Source organism: Streptomyces melanogenes (assembly GCF_014649795.1).
GTDB classification, from domain to species: Bacteria; Actinomycetota; Actinomycetes; order Streptomycetales; family Streptomycetaceae; genus Streptomyces; species Streptomyces noboritoensis.
This window is the reverse complement of record NZ_BMTS01000049.1, coordinates 14,250-30,713: the sequence shown is the minus strand read 5'-3', so window position 1 is coordinate 30,713 and position 16,464 is coordinate 14,250. Positions and strand designations below refer to the sequence as shown.

The 16,464-nt window shown below is 71.6% G+C and carries 22 protein-coding genes; 6 read left to right on the top strand and 16 right to left on the bottom strand.

Going from position 1 to position 16,464, the window contains the following annotated elements:
- Positions 1–142: 142 nt before the first annotated feature.
- From IE252_RS41545 to IE252_RS41530, 4 genes are all read right to left on the bottom strand, one after another.
- Entirely contained in the window at positions 143–385 is a 243-nt protein-coding gene (locus IE252_RS41545; protein WP_190094709.1) for a DUF6372 family protein, read from the bottom strand.
- The gene (locus tag IE252_RS41540; RefSeq protein ID WP_190094708.1) at positions 382–843 is read right to left on the bottom strand and encodes a hypothetical protein; all 462 of its coding nucleotides are present in this window, start codon (positions 841–843) and stop codon (positions 382–384) included. The genes IE252_RS41545 and IE252_RS41540 overlap by 4 nt, the downstream gene beginning before the upstream one ends.
- Positions 843–1,673, bottom strand: coding sequence for a ParA family protein (locus IE252_RS41535; protein WP_190094707.1), 831 nt, complete (start codon positions 1,671–1,673; stop codon positions 843–845). The genes IE252_RS41540 and IE252_RS41535 overlap by 1 nt, the downstream gene beginning before the upstream one ends.
- 226 nt (positions 1,674–1,899) lie before the next feature.
- The gene (locus IE252_RS41530; RefSeq protein ID WP_190094706.1) at positions 1,900–2,583 is read right to left on the bottom strand and encodes a hypothetical protein; all 684 of its coding nucleotides are present in this window, start codon (positions 2,581–2,583) and stop codon (positions 1,900–1,902) included.
- Between the two features lie 249 nt (positions 2,584–2,832).
- Between IE252_RS41530 and IE252_RS41525 the strand changes: the two genes are divergently transcribed.
- From IE252_RS41525 to IE252_RS41515, 3 genes are read left to right on the top strand one after another with little or no spacing between them, the layout of a single operon-like run.
- On the top strand, positions 2,833–3,789 hold the full coding sequence (locus IE252_RS41525) for a hypothetical protein (RefSeq protein WP_190094705.1): 957 nt from the start codon (positions 2,833–2,835) through the stop codon (positions 3,787–3,789).
- Positions 3,789–4,079, top strand: coding sequence for a hypothetical protein (locus IE252_RS41520; RefSeq protein ID WP_190094704.1), 291 nt, complete (start codon positions 3,789–3,791; stop codon positions 4,077–4,079). Before IE252_RS41525 ends, IE252_RS41520 begins: the two co-directional genes overlap by 1 nt.
- The gene (locus IE252_RS41515) at positions 4,079–4,495 is read left to right on the top strand and encodes a hypothetical protein (protein WP_190094703.1); all 417 of its coding nucleotides are present in this window, start codon (positions 4,079–4,081) and stop codon (positions 4,493–4,495) included. Before IE252_RS41520 ends, IE252_RS41515 begins: the two co-directional genes overlap by 1 nt.
- Positions 4,496–4,591: 96 nt before the next feature.
- Here the strand turns inward: IE252_RS41515 and IE252_RS41510 are convergent, their stop codons facing one another.
- Positions 4,592–5,356 carry a helix-turn-helix domain-containing protein gene (locus IE252_RS41510; protein ID WP_190094702.1) on the bottom strand — a complete coding sequence of 255 codons (765 nt, stop codon included), beginning with the start codon at positions 5,354–5,356 and terminating at the stop codon, positions 4,592–4,594.
- Positions 5,357–5,609: 253 nt separating this feature from the next.
- Between IE252_RS41510 and IE252_RS41505 the strand changes: the two genes are divergently transcribed.
- The 3 genes from IE252_RS41505 (at position 5,610) to IE252_RS41495 (ending at position 7,650) form a co-directional block, all read left to right on the top strand.
- Positions 5,610–6,002, top strand: a complete 393-nt coding sequence (locus IE252_RS41505; protein WP_190094701.1) for a hypothetical protein — start codon at positions 5,610–5,612, stop codon at positions 6,000–6,002.
- A gap of 242 nt (positions 6,003–6,244) precedes the next feature.
- Positions 6,245–6,598, top strand: a complete 354-nt coding sequence (locus IE252_RS41500) for a hypothetical protein (protein ID WP_190094700.1) — start codon at positions 6,245–6,247, stop codon at positions 6,596–6,598.
- Between the two features lie 155 nt (positions 6,599–6,753).
- Positions 6,754–7,650 (top strand): recombinase family protein, encoded by an 897-nt coding sequence (locus IE252_RS41495; RefSeq protein WP_229849142.1) that lies wholly within the window; start codon positions 6,754–6,756, stop codon positions 7,648–7,650.
- Between the two features lie 564 nt (positions 7,651–8,214).
- Here IE252_RS41495 and IE252_RS41490 read toward each other — a convergent pair.
- The 11 genes from IE252_RS41490 to IE252_RS41440 form a co-directional block, all read right to left on the bottom strand.
- Positions 8,215–8,388, bottom strand: a complete 174-nt coding sequence (locus tag IE252_RS41490) for a hypothetical protein (protein ID WP_190094699.1) — start codon at positions 8,386–8,388, stop codon at positions 8,215–8,217.
- A 1,353-nt stretch (positions 8,389–9,741) separates the two neighbouring features.
- Positions 9,742–10,404 carry a hypothetical protein gene (locus IE252_RS41485; RefSeq protein WP_190094698.1) on the bottom strand — a complete coding sequence of 221 codons (663 nt, stop codon included), beginning with the start codon at positions 10,402–10,404 and terminating at the stop codon, positions 9,742–9,744.
- Positions 10,405–11,090: 686 nt separating this feature from the next.
- Positions 11,091–11,366, bottom strand: a complete 276-nt coding sequence (locus IE252_RS41480) for a hypothetical protein (RefSeq protein ID WP_006351129.1) — start codon at positions 11,364–11,366, stop codon at positions 11,091–11,093.
- Positions 11,363–11,650, bottom strand: coding sequence for a hypothetical protein (locus IE252_RS41475; RefSeq protein WP_006351130.1), 288 nt, complete (start codon positions 11,648–11,650; stop codon positions 11,363–11,365). The genes IE252_RS41480 and IE252_RS41475 overlap by 4 nt, the downstream gene beginning before the upstream one ends.
- 32 nt (positions 11,651–11,682) lie before the next feature.
- A complete protein-coding gene (locus tag IE252_RS41470) occupies positions 11,683–12,408 on the bottom strand; it encodes an AICE element replication initiation protein (RefSeq protein ID WP_190094697.1) in 726 nt (241 codons plus the stop codon).
- Between the two features lie 88 nt (positions 12,409–12,496).
- Positions 12,497–13,099, bottom strand: a complete 603-nt coding sequence (locus IE252_RS41465; protein WP_190094696.1) for a hypothetical protein — start codon at positions 13,097–13,099, stop codon at positions 12,497–12,499.
- A gap of 89 nt (positions 13,100–13,188) precedes the next feature.
- The gene (locus tag IE252_RS44205; protein WP_190094695.1) at positions 13,189–14,073 is read right to left on the bottom strand and encodes a RapZ C-terminal domain-containing protein; all 885 of its coding nucleotides are present in this window, start codon (positions 14,071–14,073) and stop codon (positions 13,189–13,191) included.
- A 1-nt stretch (position 14,074) separates the two neighbouring features.
- On the bottom strand, positions 14,075–14,560 hold the full coding sequence (locus tag IE252_RS41455) for a hypothetical protein (protein WP_190094694.1): 486 nt from the start codon (positions 14,558–14,560) through the stop codon (positions 14,075–14,077).
- Positions 14,561–14,619: 59 nt separating this feature from the next.
- A complete protein-coding gene (locus IE252_RS41450) occupies positions 14,620–15,114 on the bottom strand; it encodes a transcriptional regulator (RefSeq protein ID WP_190094693.1) in 495 nt (164 codons plus the stop codon).
- A 41-nt stretch (positions 15,115–15,155) separates the two neighbouring features.
- Positions 15,156–15,350 (bottom strand): hypothetical protein, encoded by a 195-nt coding sequence (locus IE252_RS41445; protein ID WP_229849141.1) that lies wholly within the window; start codon positions 15,348–15,350, stop codon positions 15,156–15,158.
- Between the two features lie 330 nt (positions 15,351–15,680).
- Positions 15,681–16,463, bottom strand: coding sequence for a DUF6919 domain-containing protein (locus IE252_RS41440; protein ID WP_373298693.1), 783 nt, complete (start codon positions 16,461–16,463; stop codon positions 15,681–15,683).
- Between the last annotated feature and the right edge of the window lies 1 nt (position 16,464).

Sequence of the window (16,464 nt, the reverse complement as noted above, 5' to 3'; positions counted from 1 at the left end):
CCCCCCCCCTCCAGGCGCGCCGCCGGGGGCGTCCCACCGCGCAGAGTGCGTCCCACCAGCGGGCCGGTGCTGCCCGGACAGCAGGACGCCCGCGTTCCCGCTTGCGGAAAAGCAGGCGGAAACGCGGGCGTCGGCGGGTCGGTCAGACGCAGAGGGGGGCGAGCGCGGTGTAGCAGCCGATGCACACCGGCAGGGGTCCGCTGGTCTCGCCGGGGGTCTCGACACGCAGCAGTAGGCCGGGCTCGGCGGCCGTCGTGCAGCCGGTGGCGCCCGGGAGGCGGTGGAAGATCGCGCACAGACACCGGCAGCCGCCGGGTCGGTTCTGCTCCCAGTCGAGCAGGACGGGCAGCCGGAGAGTGAGGATGGGTTCCTCGAACCCGGTCACGCGGCACCCTCCCCGGAAGCTGACTCCGGCCCGGGGTCCTGGATCTTCAGTCGTCGGAAGTGCGCCTGCATCGCTTCCTCCACGATCGTCTGCGGATTGAGGCCGGTCTCCTCGACCGCGACGGTCAGCATCCGGTTGGTCGCGGGCAGGACGCGCACGGTCAGCGCCTCACGATCCGGACCGCGCGGCCGGCCTCGCCGCCGGGCCGTACGAGAGGCGGCCTTGGGCGTCCGGGTGACCGGGGCCGCGGGCTCCGGCGCCTGGCCGTCGTTCCCGTCCGCTGAATCGCCAGCATTCCCGCTGGCGGAATCGCTAGCATCGGACCCGTCGCCACCCCAGGAGTCAGGGTTGTCCCAGTCCGGTTCCTGCGAGCCGGAGAGATCAGCGGGGTCCTTCTCGCCCTGACCCGAGCGCTTCTCCTGTTGCGCCTGGCGGGCTTTCTCGGCGAAGGTGGGCATCAGGACTTCTCCTTCAGGTGCGGCAGCGTGTGGAACAGGACCTCGCGGTAGACCTCCTGGAGCAGCTTCGCCTCCCGGCCCGGTGCGGCGGTGATCGGCATGGAGCCGGTGCGGCACACCTCGCGGATGGCGTAGTTGCGGATGATGGTCGGCAGGACCAGGTCCCCGAAGTCCTCGACCAGGCGGTCGCTCCAGTCCTGGTGGATCTGCCGGTACTCGTTCTCGCGCGGCACGATGCTCCGCACGACCCCCGAGACCTTCAACCCCTCGTTCAGGCCGCCGGGGTTGGTGTAGTGCTCGATCGAGGTCATGGCCTCGGTCGCACCGTCGTGACCGTCGTCGGTTAGCGTCGCGGGGATGAGCACCTTCTTGGCCGCGATCAGCGCGGAGCCCACGAGCTTCCCGCCGGCGCGCGGCGGGACGTCGAGGAAGAACACGTCGACCTCCTCGCGCAGCCCCCAGAGCGCCCGCTTCAACCGGAACTCCATGCCGGTGGTGGCATCGGTCTCGCGGTTGCCGAACTTCCGGATACAGGGCAGCACCCGTACGTTCGACGGCCAGCCCTTCCCCGCCGGGACGAACGCGTCGCGCGCGATCAGCGCCGGGTCCCGGGGCGGCTTCTCGGGGTCCACGTAGTAGATGTCGTTCACCGACAGCACGGGGTCGGTGATGCCCAGCTCGTCGGTGAGCGTCGAACGCGGGTCCAGGTCGACACCGCCCACCCGCAACCCCATCTCGGCGGCCACGGCGATGAGCCCCGCCGTCAGTGACGTCTTGCCGACGCCACCCTTCTCGCTGACCTCAGCGACGATGTCCGGGTCTTCGGCCACGGGTCCTCCCTCCTTCTTTCAGGTAAGCCGAAGAGTGCCGACACTGCTTGCCTAAGCGCAAGCTGACCCGCACGCTTTCCCGCCTGTGATCCCGCAAGCGGAAAAGCCAGCGGGCCAATCGAAGGGAATCCCGCTGAACTTCGCGCGCTATCTAGCTTGATTGACCGCAAAAGGGCAGGTGAAAGCAATGTCGGTGTCAGCGAGTGGTAGTGAGTGGTAACGAACGTCAGCGAGCGGCGCGTTTGACCGCTGAACGGATGATGTCGCCGGTGGTGACGATCTGGGCCTGGAGCTGGGCCTTCTGCAGTATGGCGTCGGCGTCCGGGCGGGGGGCCATCGCGGCGCACCACAGGTCGAGGATGGTGACGGCGCCGCGCCGCTCTGCCTCGCGGAAGATGACTTCGGGTCCGTCTCCCCACCGCTCCTGCCACTCCCACAGGGCGGTCACGGCCGGTGCGGACGTCCAGTAGCAGCCGCGGATGAGCTGCTCGGCGAGGGAGCCGGGGAGCTTGACGTGCATCCGGCCGGTGAGCTTGGTCGGCTCCGAGCCGCTGCGCTGGTAGTGCTGCGGGCCGGTGCCCACCCGGCGGCCGGGCATCGCGGCCTCCTCGGCGGGGACGGAGTCGTACTCCTGGTCCAGGCCCCGGCGCTTCAGCTCGGCGCGGACCTCGCGGCTCACCACCAGGTCGCGGGTTCCGGCGAGCTTGCCCCGTTCGCGGAGCCGGCGGAACTCCTTCCGGATCTCCTTGCGGGCCTCGCTCAGCGCCTTGCCCCGCAGGAACTTGATGCCGTGCATCTTCCGGGCCGCGTCCAGCCATTCCTGCTCTGCCTTGTGGCCGGCCCGCACGACGCCGTTGAGCGCGGTGAGGTCATCGGGCTCCAGGGCGACAACGAAAGGCATCAGCGACATGGCGCGCAGTCTAGCTAGATAGACCGGATCACAGACCCGTTCCCGAGACCGTTCACGCGCACGCGCGTAGGACGGTCTCATGAGTTCCACGGTGCTTGCTAAACCGCTAGCATTTCTGCTGGCGAAAAAGGTTCAAGCAAGCTAGATAACGCGCGACTAAACGCGCAGGTCAACCCGCGTTTTCGGGTTGTTGCGCGGCCTGGTATTCGGCTCTACCGTGCCTTACAGGAACCTTCACAGGAGGTCGTCTTGCCCCGCTCGATTCCGCCCCTTCCGGGTCTTACCCGGTACACCCGCTGGGACCAGGTCCCGGACGGCCTGCACACCAAGACCCAGCTTGGCCGGATGGACCCGCCGCTCAAGCCCGGTGCCGACCCGGTGGGCCAGGTGCTCTACAACGGCAACAGCTACGCCCCGCTGTACGACGTGGACACCGCCGTGCCGAAGCGCACGGTGTCGCCCGCGCAGCGTGCCGTCCTCGACCGCGCCCGCGAGCTGCAGTACCGGTGCCGGCGGTGCGGCGCCGAGGAGACGGAGCCGCTCGGCAAGGGCCGGTTCTGCGATCCGTGCCGGTACGCGATGACGCTGTGGGGCCAGCACAACCAGGCGCAGACCCTCGCGCGCGAGCTGCTCGCCGACCCGGCCGCCGTGCTCCTGGTCGTGGACGTCGAACCCGACTCGTTCCCCGAAGCCCAGGGCGTCGCGGTCGTGGCCGTGCACGACGGCCAGGTCCTCTACGCCGCCCCGGCCGGGGAGTACGGCAGCCCCGAGCGCGGCGCCGTGCTCGACCAGCTCGACTCGCTCCTGGCGGACCGGCGGGTGGTCGAGGAGCCGGACTTCATGGGCCCGCACCGCCGCTACCCGCAGGCCCTGCTGCGCCCGGCCAACTCCGGGCCGGTCGCCTCCGGCCGCGACCCGTTGCACCCGTGGGCCGTGCACCACTCGGTGGCGAACGCGAGCGTGACGCGGATCTGGGCCGGGTGGTTCGGCTGGACCGACCGGCACTCGTCCACCACCGCGTGCGCCCCGTGGGAGTGGAGCGGCGACCTCCCGATGCCGTGGACGCGCTCGCTGGACGTGGCGGCGGACGGGCAGTCGATGGCGGCAGTGCTGCACCGGATCGCGGACGGCACCGAGCCGGTCTGGGAGAGGGCCGCGTGGACGCTGGACGGGTACGGCGTCGGCCTGCCGGAGGTGAGCGCCTGATGTCCTCGCTGCGCATCATGGACTCCGACCCGGGCAAGGCACAGCGCACCGCCGACGCCGTGCAGCGCGCGCTGGAGGCATCCCCGGAGGTCGTCCTCGGCAACGTGTCGGTCGTGCCGAACCGGCGCGACGGCGGCGCCCGGGTCTTCATGGAGGTGCTGCTCCTGGAGGCACCGGCCGCGCCCGGCGACGGCGACCAGGAGGTGACCGTCGAACGAGCCGACCGGCCACGGCCGCGCACCTCACGGCGGTTCCTGCCGCGCGGTGGCCGCGGGGAGGTGGGCGCCTGATGTCGGCCTCCGACGTTTGGCGCTCCCCGGCCGGAGAGCACTACCGGTCCTGGGGACGCGAGTACGGCTCGACCGTCGTCACGCTCCGGCCCGCCGTGTACGACGCGGACACCGGCCAGTGGAGCACCGACCGCAACGCGCTGCCCGTCGAGGTCGACGCGGACGTGTTCGAGGAGACGTACGCCCAGGTCCCGCTCGAACGGCTCCGGGACCCGCGCATCACCCGGCTGACCGGACTCGTCCACGAGCTGCTCGCCGACTACGAACGGACCACCGGCCGCCCGCCGGCGGACGCCGACGCCATCCGCACCGAGCTGGAGGCCGTCGCCGAGATCCCCGAGGAAGCGCGCAAGCGACGCCACGGTGCCGCCCGCGCCGCCGCACACCAGGGCTTCCACCGGGGCCGCGGGCGGTAGACGGACGGGACTGACACCTCTTGCAACTCGCGTTCCGTCCAGGACGAAACAGGCCCGTGCCGACAGTGGCGCGGGCCTTCGTCATGCCGGGTGGGGCTACGCGGTGCCGCTCTCCAGCGAGTCCAGCAACGAGGGCTCCCACACCCGTACGCCGATCGGCGCGGGCCCCCGGCCCAGCTCCCGGGCCGACGCGTTCGCGGCCTCGGCTGCCCGCATCGTGTTGTCGTACAGCTCCGGCCAGGTCCAGTAGATGACGTACGTGACGGCGTCGGACCACACGTACGAGAGCATCAGCCGGGTCAGCCGCGGCACGTCCTTGCGGGTGCGCTCCAGCTCGTGCGCCCACACGACGTCCATCTCCTCCAGCCGCACCGAGGCGAGGTCGGGGAACTTCAGGCCGCCGGTGCCCAGTCCCGCCGTCATCTCGACCCCGTCGTACAGCCGCCACTCGTGGCCGGCCGCCGGGTTCGGCTCGCGCCGCCGGATCTCCCGCTCGGTCACCACCAGGTGCCGCCGGTTCCGCTCGATGAAGTGCGCGACGTCGACCACCGCCAGGTCGTGGTGGAGCTCGGCGAGCTTCGGGCGGGCGACGTCCCCGTGGATGCCCACCGCAGTCATCCCGGCCCGGGTCAGCCAGTGCACGCGCGGGACGTCGGCGAGCATCCGCCGGCCCTCGACCAGACCCAGCTCCGACAGCGCCCGCATCCGGCGCTCGACCACCTTCACCGACAGGTCGAAGCCGCGGGCGATCTGCGGGGACGTCACCCCGCGCCAGCGGCCCACCCACCCCAGCAGCTCCAGGTCCCGAGAGGTGAGCTGCCATCGCCTGCCCTGGTCCACCACGGCCCCCTTCGTGATCACTCGGTCAAGGCCGCGAGTGTAAACACGGGTGTACTCCAGCCCATGCCCCAGGGTGTTCCGAGGGTGTTCCCGACCTGCCTCCCCAGGGTGCTGGTGAGCTGCGCGTTCGCCCCGTCCCGACCGACACCACACCCACCCTTCGTCCCTCTGAGTGGGTGTGGTGTCGGTCGGGACGGGGCTGAGGTCAAAGAAGGATGAGGGGAGGCAGGTCGGGAGGTCAGGGTCGGTGAGCAGGGTCAGGAAGGGTGCGGGGATGAAGCAGGGGGAGAGCGGCGGCGGGCATTTGGTGGTCGTCGGGATGGGTGTGGAGCGGCTGGGAGAAGCAGGGCCGGGGGTCGAGCAGCGGGCGGAAGCGGTGGCGGACGCGGTGTGCGAGCTGGTCGACGTGGTGGCGCCGGGGAGCTGGAGTGCGGGCGCGGTCGAGGACGCGGCCGATGCCATCGACCTCCTCGCCGAGGCCCTGGCGGCGATCGACCCGGAGGCCGCGCGCGCCCTCGCGGCGGTGCCGGCCGCCACTGCCGCACTGCGCCGCCGACTCGTGCCGGGGGCCGTCGAGGAGGCGCCCGAGGTGCCCGCGCCGCGCTCCGAGCGACCGCCGCGGCGAGGACTCGGACCCGGATGGAAGGGCGTACGGACCACCGGCTGAACCCGTGCAACCGGTCCACCACCCGGTGGTCGACCAAACTCGTCGGACATTGCGGACTCTCCGCAGCTCACAGGCTTGCAAGTCCAACAGGGTGAGGCCGATCCTGCTCCAACTCAGGGGTATGAGGATGTGCGGGGAGCGGGGGCCGGCGGCCGGGGGCGCGGCGGGTACCCGGGGTACCCGGTCGGATCATCGTTCTCCCGTGGGGGACGGCTGTCCCCGACCGCGAGGATGCTGGAGAGGTGACCAGCAAGGTGCGACGGTGCGGCTGCTGCCGGGCAGTGCTGCCGAAGGACGCGGGGCCCAACCGGCGGTACTGCGACGCGACGTGCCGGAGCAGGCACTGGCGGCGCGTCCAGCGCCGGGAGAACATCTTCCAGCGCGCGGTCCAGCAGGGGATCGAGATCCTCGCGGGCGGCGTCGACCGGTACGTCGAGGGCCGGTGCCCGGTCTGCGGGTGGAGCGTCTCCCTGCGCAAGCGGCGTGACTCGGTCTACTGCTCGCCGCGCTGCCGTACGAGGGCCTGGAGGCTCCGGGCCGGGCTCCGTGACGCTTCCGAACACTCGTTGCCGGAGACGTCACCCGGTGACGCGTAGCCGTAACGATGGATCATGGAGAGCCGGAGCGGCTGTTACATAGGTGGTCGCTCATGTAACACCCCGCCGAGCAACGGCGGCACTGGCCGTTTTCTGTTTCATAGGCTGTTTCAAATGGTCTGGCATCTGAAACAGACACATGAAACAGTGATCGCGTGACCGACGACTTCCAGCGCGTTGAAGCGCACGACTGCCCCATGTCCACCTGCGCGGCCCCGGCGGGCTCGCCGTGCCGTACGACCAAGGGCCGGGTGGCTATCCAGTACCACACCGCCCGGTTCCGGCTCGTGCCCTCGCTGGCGAAGGCGCTGAACGTCCCCGTGCCCGCCGTGCGCAAGCCGGGCACGGCCTGGGTGGAGCTGCCGCGCCCGGCCGGGGCCGGCGCCGAACCGGTCGGCCACGTCCGCATCGGGTACGCCCGTGCGTCCACCGCCCGCCAGTCGCTCGACTCCCAGCTCGACTCCCTCGCGGAGGCCGGGGTCACCCGGGTCTTCTCGGAGAAGGTCTCGACCCGCGTCACCTCGCGCCCGGAGCTGGAGAAGGCGGTCACCCTCGCCCGCGAGATCCGGGCCTCCGGCGTCGCGGTGACCCTCGTCGTGCACGAGCACAAGCGGCTCGGCCGCGGCATGGACCTCGCGGTGCTCGCCGAGGAGCTGCGCGCGGGCGACATCGGCCTGCAGTTCCTCACCGGCGACCTCCAGGGCAGCCACGACCCGGGCGGTGTCGTCTTCACCGTGCTCGCCGCGATGTCGGGCATGGAGCGCGAGTACATCCGCGACCGCACCCTGGAGGGACACGAGTCGGCCCGCCTCCGGGGCAAGAGCATCGGCGGTGCGAGCGTCACCAACGACGACATGCTCGGCATGGCGCTGCATCTGCGGGACCAGGAGCTGAGCCTGCGCGAGATCGCGTCGCGGCTCGTCATCACCAAGGGCAGCAAGAAGGGCCAGCACCCGTCCGCGCCGACCGTCATGCGAATGCTGCGCGAGTACGACGACCGGGTGGCCGCCACGAAGCCCACGGCGGCGCTGGAGGCCGCTGAGAGCCGCTGAGAGCGCCACAGGGCACCAACGGGGCCCCGGAGCCGCCCACGGGCGCGCACGGGGCCCTTCCCGCGCTCCGGGACGGTCTCCGGTTCGTCAGGAACGATCCTGCGGGCGGAGACGGCCGTGGCAACGCGTGGATACCGGCGTAGCCACCCAGTAGCCACCACGGCGGCCGGGACGAACCGCACGGCAGCGGGCGGAAGCGAGTTAGTGCTCACTGATATCAGTAAGCCGCCGCCGCGCACTCGGCGCGCGGGGTTTCCTCGGCGACCGGGCACGGTCGGGTGGCGGGAGTTTCCGCCGGCGGACGTGGCGACCGGTCCGGCCCTCACTCGCCCGCAGGGAGCGGAAGCGAGTTAGTGCCAACTGGGCCCACTTTCGTGGCGGCCGTCGACGGGGCCGCGCCTGAGCCCGGTGGCCGCTGGTGGCCTTCGCCGGCCCCCAGGCCCCCGCTCCGGTCGGCATCCCCCGGCGCGGTCCGGCATCGTCCTGGCGGCGGCCGTCCGCGCCGGAGGACACCGCCCCCTGGGGGACTCGGCTCGGCATCAGGGGGCGGCAGCGAGTTGTGGGTTACTGACCCCAGTAAGCCCGCGGACCGCGCGTCGGGTTGGTCCGTTCGTCTTCGCGCGCGCCCGCGATGGGGCGGTCCAGAAAGTCCAGAAACTCGACCGCCAGGACGGCGAGCACGACCAGGAGCACGACGACATCGACGGCCAGGCCGCCGCCGAGGACACGACTTCGCACGGTCTCCCGCCCCGAGGGGGGTCCGTAGGGAAGTAGTCGGCGTGCGACGTCGCCGGAGACCGTGCCGAACGTGCTGGTCGCAGGGCCGGGTGAGGCACGGCCGCGCGAAGGCCGGCGCGATCAGAGGCGCGACCTGAGACGGCACCAGAGGCGCGACCAGAACCGCGACCAGGAGCGCGACCAGAGGTGCGACTTCGTACGTCGACCAGCCGGAGGGGGTGCCGTACAGAAGTAGTCGGCGCGCCGGAGCACCGCCGCCGCCCCTTGACCACCCAGCTCAGCCCCACGAGAGAACCGCGGCTGCCGCCGCGTGGAGGCAAGTTGTACGGCAAGCCCGGAAGCAAGCTGTAGGGCAACTTGTACGGCCAGTTGTAGAGCCAGTTGTAGGGCAAGCCGGTGAGCGAGGACCAAGGTATCGTCACTCCGCTCCGATACCGGGGGCCCCGAAACCCGACGTCGCCACCGGCCCGAGCACCGCCAGGACCACGCCCCGCGCCGCGGCTGCTGTTCGCCGAGCGCGTCGAGGCAGAGCAGCTCCTGGACGACGTCGAGCACCGGGCGGTGGCCGACCACAAAGGCCGGCGGACCCTTGGGCCGGGCATCTCGCGGGAGCCAGAGGGGTCCCCAGGGAAGTAGTCGGCGTCCGCTGGCCCTCGCGGCGCACCCCTGGTCCTCCAGGTCAGAGCCGTGCTGCACCGGTATCCGCCCGCTTCCCGAAGAGGACCTGAAACGGGACCCGGTAGAGAACCCGAAACGGGACCCCAAACGGGACTCGCAACAGGACCCCAAACGGAACCCCGGGTGTCCACCGCCGTGCTCGGAGAGCCCGACCGTGGACACCCGCTGCTGCGCATCGACCGTCCCGTCCACCGCGCTCCGCGCTTCATGATCGAGACGGTCACACCTCATGCATTACGAATGACCTCGGTTTCGTCCGTGACGAAAGACGGCGCGCACCGACCCCGTCCGCCACGCGCTGAAGGGGCCGTGGGCGCGCACCGCGTGCAGCTGCACGACGTGGTGCGTCGCCACCCGCACCGGGTGCGCTGCACCGTCCGCCGGCGGGTGCGCACCGGTCGGTGCAGCGCACCCCCGCCAGGTGGTGCACGACACCCAGCGCACCGGCAGCCCCCGGCCGGTGCGCACCCCGGGAGCGATGCTCACGGGATAACTTGCTCGACCGCCGTAGGACGGTCGTGCGGGACAACTTGCTCGGCTCGGCCGGGCTCGCGGAAAGCTATGCTTCCGCACCAACTTGCTCGCCGAGAACGACGTCGGGGGGACGCTGTCCGGCCGCGGATCGACGGTGCAGACCCTCGTCCGGCTTCTGTTCTGCAGGCGGCTGAGGGGTCCTCAACCGCGATGCTTGCGAGCCTCCCGCTCCCGGCGGCGACGCTCTGCACGGGAGAGCGCAGGCTGCGCAACGGGAGCCGAGTAGGGCGCCAGCGTGAGCCCGGAACCGCGACGCAGCTCGTCCACGACGGCCTCGCAGGCACCCGCGAGCATCGCCCTCTGGTCGGCGGTGAACCTCCCGGACTGCGCATCGCCCGCGAGGTACTGGAGGGCCTGGAACCACTCCTGCGCACCCTCCGGCAGGGTGTACGGCGCACCGCTCGCACGCGCCGCGGGGATGCGGCGCACCTCTCCCGGGCCGCGCCGTACGACGGTGCGGGTGACCGTCTCGGTGCGCTCGATGACCTCCCGGACCGGTTCGGTGGTGCGCCCGCCGGCGTCGACCGGACGGTCCGCGCGGGCCTGCGCCGTGCGCAGTTCGGAGGCGCGCTTGCGGTGCGAGTCCTTGCAGTAGCGCGGGGGCCGGCCGACGCCGGAGTAGTCGATCGGGTCGCCGCACCACTCGCACGTACGGCGCACCAGGCGGTCGTGCACGGTCGTCTTCACGCGCTCGGCGAGGACGTCGCCGTGCTGCTCCTGGTCGTCGTTCTCGGTCGTCGGCACTCGCACGCCGAGCATCTCGGCGAGTTCTTCGTCGGTGTACGGCCGCTGCTGATTCGTCACGGACGAAACCTAGGTCATTCGTAATGCATGAGCTGTGACCGGGTTGGCCTTGCCGTGGAATCGGCGCAGGTCAGCACGCCCGATGCAAAAGTGCCAGAGGTGCGCGGTCATCGAGGCGTCGTTCGCCGGGGGTGCGCACGGTCCTCGGGGCGGGATCGGGCGGGGTGACATCTCTTGCAACTCCGCAACGCGCAGGTCAGCGGAGCCGCGCGGCGGGCGAAGGCAATGCACATGGTGTGCTTCGTGCAGCCGTTACGTCCGGGACGAAATGGCGTCTGCCGGAAGAGCAGGTCAGCGGGCGGGGAGTCCGTGTGGCGGGCCGGAGAGCGAAAGTGCCAGAGGTGTACGTGCGCGGGCGGCTGTCCGGCGGGGTGCTCCTGGTCGTCGTTGTCGACGGCGGGCCGGGGTGGGCGAGGCCCGATCAAGGAGGGCAGCAAGATGGAGGCCGGGACACTCCCCGGCCAGGAGCAAGTTGGTGCGGGAGTCATACTCCCGCGCGGAAGTATGACTCTCCCGCGTGCCCGACCGAGGTCGAGCAAGCTATCGGTGAAGACACTCTTCGTCGTCGGACCGGGGGCGGTCCGAGTCGTGGCGGGGCCGGCGGCCGGTGGGCTCGCGCCTACCCTGGGCACGAAGCGACCCCCGGCACTAACCCTGCCGGGGGTCGCTTCGGTGGTGGCGCCGGATCAGGGCCCGGCGATGAGCCAGAGGATCAGCACGGCGTCCAGGTCCCGGTCGTGGCGGTAGACGACGGTGATCCCGCGTCCGCCGGTCTGCTCGGGGAGCAGGTCGATGGCGTACGACTCCGAGCGGGGGTCGGCGTCCGGCAGCCCGCGCGCGTGGTCGGGGGTGGGGTCATCCTCCAGGGAGGCCCGCACCGACATGACGGCCGTCCGTTCGCTGACGGTGAGGTCGCCCCGCAGGATCTTCTCGGCGGCGTCGCTGTAGAACGCGTAGGTCACCTGGCGTTCCTCTCGGCCATCTTCTGGCCCAGCTCGAAGGCGACGTCGTGGGTGGGGCGCATCAGGGCCGCCATCGCCTGCGGGTCGCACCGCAGCAGGACCCGGTGCCGGTACGCCTGGGTGATCTCGCGGACACGGGTGAGGTCGTCCAGGTCCGCGTCCGCCAGCTCCCTCTCGAACTTCTCGGAGTCGCCCGGGATGCCCCACACGCTCAGGGCGTTGCGCAGCTCGGCGAGCGTGCGCATCGGCGGCGCGACGTCGTGGTGCTCGGGTTGTGCGGTCACTGCCCCTCCTTGGGTCGGTGGTGTCGAGTCTCCTACGCGCCCGCGCTCGGGACAGCCTCTTCGAGCGCCACGATGACGAGGGCGTGGTCGACCAGCCGGTGCGCCGGGATCTCGCCCCGGTCGGCCTTCTCCCGGAGCGCCGGCAGCTTGCCGAGCACGACGACCAGGAGGTCGAGCAGCGCGCCGAGGATGCGCGGGCGGGCCTCGGTGAACGCCTCCCACAGCGCCGACTCCGGCCGGGGCGCGGTGATGTGCTCCAGCTCCACGACGACCGTGCGGTCCACCAGGTCGGCCCTCAGCTCGTCGGGCGCGATGGTCCCGGCGAGGATGACCGCACGGCTGGGCTCCTCGACCGTGACCGGGGTGTCGGTGTAGAGGGGGCGCCGTACCGTCGTGCCGCCGGTCACCGCGCGGCACAGGCGGTCCGAGGTCTCGTCGGGGATGCGGGTGACGTTGTCGAACACGGCGACCGCCCCGGCCTGTGCGGCCTGCCACGCGTCCTCGTTGTGCGGGAGCCGGCCGAAGGGCACGACGCCCGCGTCCAGGAGGTGGGCGAGCATCCGGGCCGTCAGGGACTTGCCGCTGCACGGTCCGCCGGTGAGGAGCAGCAGGGGGCGCGGGATGTCGGGGAGCAACCCGGTGACGAGCCAGGGGACGATGCGCGCCCACGACTCGTCCGTGACGTTCAGCAGGTCACGCAGCTCGGTGAGCGAGCCGCCGCTGACGGGCGGGAGCGGTTCGGTGTTCGGCAGGTTCATGCTTCTCCTTCGGGTCGGCCGGGGCCGCGGATCGGCCTCGGCCGTCTGTCCAACGAGCAAGGTCACGTCTTGTACGGGCCGGGCAGCGTCAGCGGTCGCCGAGGAGCTGCGCGACCATCGGCCCGGCGTGCTCGTTGACCCGCCGGACGATCTCGTGCACGACGTGCTTGGCCTCCTCGACCAGGGCGCGGCCCTCGGTGTGCTGCGGGGTGGGCAGGTCCCAGCCGGTGGTGGAGATGAGGATGTGCGACTCGGTGAGGACGGCGGGGCGGTCGCCCTTGATGTCCGGCTGGTAGGCGGCGCGGTACTTGTCGTCGCGGGTGCCGTAGTCGTACTCGGTCGTCCAGTCCTGCCAGGGGTAGCGGGGGCGCCGGTCGGCGGGGAGGTCGTTGTGCCACAGCGGGACCGAGACCTTGATGAGCAGCTCGCTGTTGTCCGTGTAGTGGGTGGTGACGCTCTGGAGATCGGGGCGCAGGTTCACGTACCCGATGAGGATCGGGGGCGTGGCGACCTCCCAGGCCGCCGCGGCGAACTCGTCGGCGGTGAGGCAGGTGCCGGGGGACTCGTACTCGTGGAACTTCGCGGGACGGTCGGCGATGTACGCGCCGTACCGGCTGTGGCCGTTGCTGGCCCGCTCGCTGTCGGCGTGCTCGTCAACGCTCAGGAGGGTGGTGGGGGTCCAGTCGGTCATGGGTTCGGTCTCCTCTGGAAACGGGCCGGGGCCGCCACGATGGCGACCCCGGATTCATCTTGTCGTGCGGGGCGGACAGTGTGAGGCGATCAGGCGATATCGCCCGGGAGCGGACCGCCCCGGCCGCCGTCCATGTCGACCATGAGCATGTCGGTGGAGTTCAGCGGACGGGGGAGAGCGGCGGCCAGGTCGAGGATGTCGGCGTGGTCGAAGGCGAGCGTCGGCAGGCTGGAGGCGGGCCACCAGCGGGCGGTGCGGGCGTCGTCCCCGGCGACGATCGGGGTGCCGGCCGGAACGACGGCGAGGTAGGCGGCGGTGACGTACCGGCCGCGCGGGTCCCGGTCGGGCCGGTCGAAGAGGCCGATCTCCCGCAGGTCGGAGGCCAGGACGTGGACTCCGGTCTCCTCGGCGAGTTCACGGACTGCCGCCTCGATGGCGGTCTCTCCCCTGTCAACGTGACCACCCGGCAAGGCCCATGCGCCCTCGTGCGGCGGCCAGCCGCGCTCGATGAGCAGCACGTCGCCGTCCGGCGTCATGGCGACCACGTCGGCGGTGTAGCGGATGGTCTCGGGCTCGGGCTCGGTGCGGTTGTGGACCCCGGCAGGCAGGAGGTCCTGGTCGACGTCGCGGTGCTCGATGGTGGCCTCGTCGCCGACGCCGAGCAGCAGCTCGTGCGAGAGGCGGGCCAGGCCGACGCTGCGGTGCCGGCCGCCGGTGCAGCCCCACGCGATGGTGACGTCGGCGCCGGTGTCCTCGGCGAGGCCGCGGGCGGTGGCGACCGCGTTGAACGCGAGCCGCTCGGCGCCCGGGGTGTCGCGGACGTGGTCGTACACCGGCTGGTCGAGGCCCGTGAGGGTCTTCAACTCCTCGTTGTGGAACGGGTTGCGGAGCAGGGCCCTCAAGTCGAAGACCAGGTCGGCGGTGGGGGCGGGGGCGTGGCCGTAGCCGAAGGACACGATGCGGATGGTGGTCATGTCAGCTCTCCTCGAATCGCTTGGTGGCGCAGGGCGGGCAGAGCGGGATCTGCCGGTGGTCGGTCTCCTCGGGGTAGAGCGCGGTCGAGAACGGGTCGGCCATGACCTGCACATCCGGCTTCTGCTGGCCGCACTCCTCGCAGCGCGTCAGGAGCGGCGCCAGGAGGTCGAGGGCGTGGCGGATGCGGTCGCCGGTGCTGTCCTGGACGAAGCCCTGGGCCTCGTCCAGCAGCTCGGTGACGCGGTCGATGTCGTCGTGGTCGACCTCGGTCACCGACACCGTGATGGTGCCGACGACGTCGGCGACGGCCGCGAGAACGCCGGCGTCGGGGTGGGCCGGGTCGTACAGCGTCTGGAGGGCGGCGGCGTGCGGGCCGACGTCCTCGGTGCGGCACGCCGCGTCGCGGATGCGGTCGAGGCCGATGCGCACGATGGCGACGGCCGCCTGCAGTTCCTGGTCGAGGGGGAGCTTCGGGGTGCGGTCCACTGGGGTCCTTCCGGAGTGAGACGCGGATTATCTAGCTGGTTTGGCTGTGTGTGCCCTGCTTACAGCGCCGCGATGAGGAGCGCGGCGACGCCGAGGAACAGGTGGTGGAAGCTCTGGTCGAGGGCGTAGGCGCCGGTGCCGAGCGTCGGCGCGTACCCGCCTTCGGCGTTGACCGGGTGCGCCGGGTGGGCGGGCGTGCCGAGGCTCAGGAACTCCGTCTTGCCGGTGACCTTGGCGAGCCAGGCGAGCGTCGACCGGCGGTCCGCCCACCAGTGGGTCGCCGCGTCGATGCCGAGGCCGGCCACCACACCGGTGACGGTGACGGGAAGGTCGAGGACCAGGACGACCGCGGCGAGCGCGATGCCCTTGGTGATCGTCAGTCCGAGGACGTGCAAGGTGCAGGCGATCCGACCGGCGCGGCTGGACTGGCCGGGGTTCCGGTCGTTCTCGCCCTTGTGGGCGGCCTGGTGCGAGGACTGGACCCAGTGGTCGCCGACGCTGTGCGCGACGTACAGCGCGATGAACACGGCGGCGAAGACGGCTGCTGCGGTCATGGGTTCTGACTCCTTCGGGAGGCGGTGCGCGGTCGGGGTGATCAGCGGTCGGTGCGGACGGTCCAGCCGCCCTCCAAGTCGCGGCGGATCTCCAGGCCGGGGCCGGAAATGCGGCCGGGTCCGGCCTGGACGCTGCCGGGCTGCAAGGCATCGAGCTGCTCCAGGAGCGCGGCGACCTGCGTGGCCAGCTCCAGCGCGCGGGCGTTCTCGTCGGCGCTCGGCATCGTCTGCCGCATGTCATCCCCTGGGTTAGTCGCTTGCGTTTCCGCTGTGTTTTTCGCTTGCGGTAATTCAATGATGCAGACTCCGAGTCTGCATGTCTAGGGGTTCGCAGACTCCGAGTCTGCATAGCGTGGGTCTGTGCTGGTCAGGCCCGAAAAGAATCTCGCGGACGGCGGGTGCCGTCCGCTCCCGGGGCGCGTACCGGGTGTGGTCCGCGTCTCACCGGAGCCGCTCAGCACTCAGCCCGGAAGCGGCCGGGCTTGCGGCCGGTTCCGGGCTGATCTCCTGCCACCCAAAAGCGGGGGCGGGCGGGCGCTGGCCGGGGCGACGTCGCCGGGTGCGGGTCAGCGGGCGGGCTGCTCCTGGTCGCGGTCGGCGTCGGCCTCTTCGCACGCCTCGCTGCAGTACGGGCCCTGGTGGCGGATCGGAGCGCCGCACAGGGCGCACTCTCCGGGCTCGGGCTCCAGGTCCTCGTACGGGTCCCACTTCGGCTCGTCGGACCACGGGTCGTCCTCCGGGGCCGGCACGGGACGCAGGCCGGTGAGGATGTCGAGGACGACCCACAGGCGTTCGCCGCCGAGGCCGTACTCCGGCGCGATGATCGAGACGTACGTGCCGTGGGCGACCTGGTCGTAGAGGGCGCGGTCGAGGCCGGGCCACTGGATGGCCATGTCCGCCCGGCCGATCCGGCCGCCGAACGCGGTGACCGCCTCGCCGTCGCGGGTCGTGACGACCACGGCGTCCTCCTGGAGGCAGCCGTCGCGGCGGTGGTCGTTGATCCGCACGATGAACCCGGCCGCGCTCGCGGCGGCGACCAGGCGGTCGAGCAGCTCGGCGTCGGTGACGACCAGCTCGACCGCGGCGCGCTGCTCCCACCACAGGCCGTCCGCGCCGGTGCCCGCGAATCCGGGCTGCGAGCAGGTGGTGACGTACCCGGCCCGGCACAGCGCGGCGAGGGTGGGCACCAGGTGCGCGGTCTCCTCGTCGGGCCCGAACCGCGGCTGGTAGCCGGGACGGGAGGCGATCTCGCCCTCCAGCCACAGCGCCATCAGCGTGCCGAGGTCGAGGACGGAGCGGGCGGACTTCCAGCGGCGACGGTCGGCGCGGCTCATCCAGGGCAGCGGCATG

Excerpts from the sequence above, each read along its gene's own strand:
- IE252_RS41470 (WP_190094697.1), bottom strand. The coding sequence starts at position 12,408 with ATGAACCTGCCGAACACCGAACCGCTCCCGCCCGTCAGCGGCGGCTCG.
- IE252_RS41445 (WP_229849141.1), bottom strand. The coding sequence starts at position 15,350 with ATGCGGCAGACGATGCCGAGCGCCGACGAGAACGCCCGCGCGCTGGAG.
- IE252_RS41540 (WP_190094708.1), bottom strand. The coding sequence starts at position 843 with ATGCCCACCTTCGCCGAGAAAGCCCGCCAGGCGCAACAGGAGAAGCGC.
- IE252_RS41530 (WP_190094706.1), bottom strand. The coding sequence starts at position 2,583 with ATGTCGCTGATGCCTTTCGTTGTCGCCCTGGAGCCCGATGACCTCACC.
- IE252_RS44205 (WP_190094695.1), bottom strand. The coding sequence starts at position 14,073 with ATGACCACCATCCGCATCGTGTCCTTCGGCTACGGCCACGCCCCCGCC.
- IE252_RS41520 (WP_190094704.1), top strand. The coding sequence starts at position 3,789 with ATGTCCTCGCTGCGCATCATGGACTCCGACCCGGGCAAGGCACAGCGC.
- IE252_RS41515 (WP_190094703.1), top strand. The coding sequence starts at position 4,079 with ATGTCGGCCTCCGACGTTTGGCGCTCCCCGGCCGGAGAGCACTACCGG.
- IE252_RS41450 (WP_190094693.1), bottom strand. The coding sequence starts at position 15,114 with ATGACCGCAGCAGCCGTCTTCGCCGCCGTGTTCATCGCGCTGTACGTC.
- IE252_RS41505 (WP_190094701.1), top strand. The coding sequence starts at position 5,610 with ATGAAGCAGGGGGAGAGCGGCGGCGGGCATTTGGTGGTCGTCGGGATG.
- IE252_RS41440 (WP_373298693.1), bottom strand. The coding sequence starts at position 16,463 with ATGCCGCTGCCCTGGATGAGCCGCGCCGACCGTCGCCGCTGGAAGTCC.
- IE252_RS41465 (WP_190094696.1), bottom strand. The coding sequence starts at position 13,099 with ATGACCGACTGGACCCCCACCACCCTCCTGAGCGTTGACGAGCACGCC.